Annotated in this window: 2 protein-coding genes; both read right to left on the reverse strand. The window is 66.4% G+C overall.

What is annotated here, in order from left to right; translation table 11 throughout:
* On the reverse strand, positions 1-429 hold a 429-nt coding region (locus EQG76_RS23905; RefSeq protein ID WP_407925563.1), incomplete at its 3' end, for an ABC transporter permease.
* 3 nt (positions 430-432) lie between these two features.
* Positions 433-1,125, reverse strand: a 693-nt coding sequence (locus tag EQG76_RS23910) for an ABC transporter permease (RefSeq protein WP_159717031.1), incomplete at its 5' end; no start/stop codon positions are given.

Raw genomic sequence — 1,125 nt, forward strand, 5'->3', positions numbered from 1 at the left:
ATGCGCCAGGATCACCGTGCCCAGGCCCAGCCGGAAGCCCAGCATGATGAAGAACAGCAGTGTAGCCACGGCGGTGACGATCTCGGGCACGATCAGCGGCAGGCTGATCAGCGCGTTGACGCCGTCCTGGCCGCGAAACCGTGCACGGTTCATGCCGAGCGCCGCCAGCGTCGCGATGGTCGTGGCGAGCAGCGTCGCCGTGGTGGCGACGATCAGGGAGTTGTTGAAGGCTCGGATCAGGTCGGCATTGTCCAGCACGATGCCGAACCAGCGGGTGCTGAACCCGGTCCAGATGGTGGCCTGCTCGTTGTCGTTGAAGGCCAGTGCCAGGAGCACGACGATCGGCGCGTAGAGAAAGATGAAGAACAGCCAGGCGGCAGGCTTCAGCCCGGGGAAGCGGAACAGCGGGTTCTTGGCCGGGTCGGTCATGGGTCACACGGCTCCAGGGGCCCGGCGGTAGCGCCACAGGTAGAACATCATCGCGAGCAGCACGGCGGCCAGCAGCGCCATGGAGAGGGCGGCACCGAACGGCCAGTTGCGCGCAGCACCGAACTGGCTCTGGATCAGGTTGCCGATCATCAGTGCCTTGCCGCCGCCGAGCAGTTCCGGCGTCACGAAGGCGCCCAGGCACGGGATGAACACCAGGATGCAGCCGGCCACGATCCCGGGCATGGCCAGCGGCACCACCACCCTGCGCAGCGCCCGCCAGCGGTCCGCCCCCAGGTCGTAGGCGGCCTCGACCAGCCGCCAGTCCAGCTTCTCCAGGCTGGCATAGATCGGCAGCACCATGAACGGCATGAAGGTGTAGGTGAGGCCGACCGCGATCGAGAAGGTCGTGTAGAGCACGCCGATCGGCTGGTCGCGCAGCCCCAGCCCCATCAGCACCTGGTCGATCAGCCCGTTGTTCCGCAGGAGCAGGATCCAGGCATAGTTGCGGACCAGCAGGTTGGTCCAGAACGGGATGGTGACCAGGAAGATCAGGAGGTTGCGGCGCCGCTCGGGCTGCAGCGCCATGAACAGCGCGGTGGGCAGGCCGATTGCCAGGGTCAGCGCCGTGGTCAGCACCGCCAGCCAGATCGAGCGGAAGAAGATCTGGAGATAGTCGGTGTTGAGCAGCAGGCTGTC

Source organism: Geminicoccus flavidas, assembly GCF_009806515.1.
Taxonomy (GTDB): domain Bacteria; phylum Pseudomonadota; class Alphaproteobacteria; order Geminicoccales; family Geminicoccaceae; genus Geminicoccus; species Geminicoccus flavidus.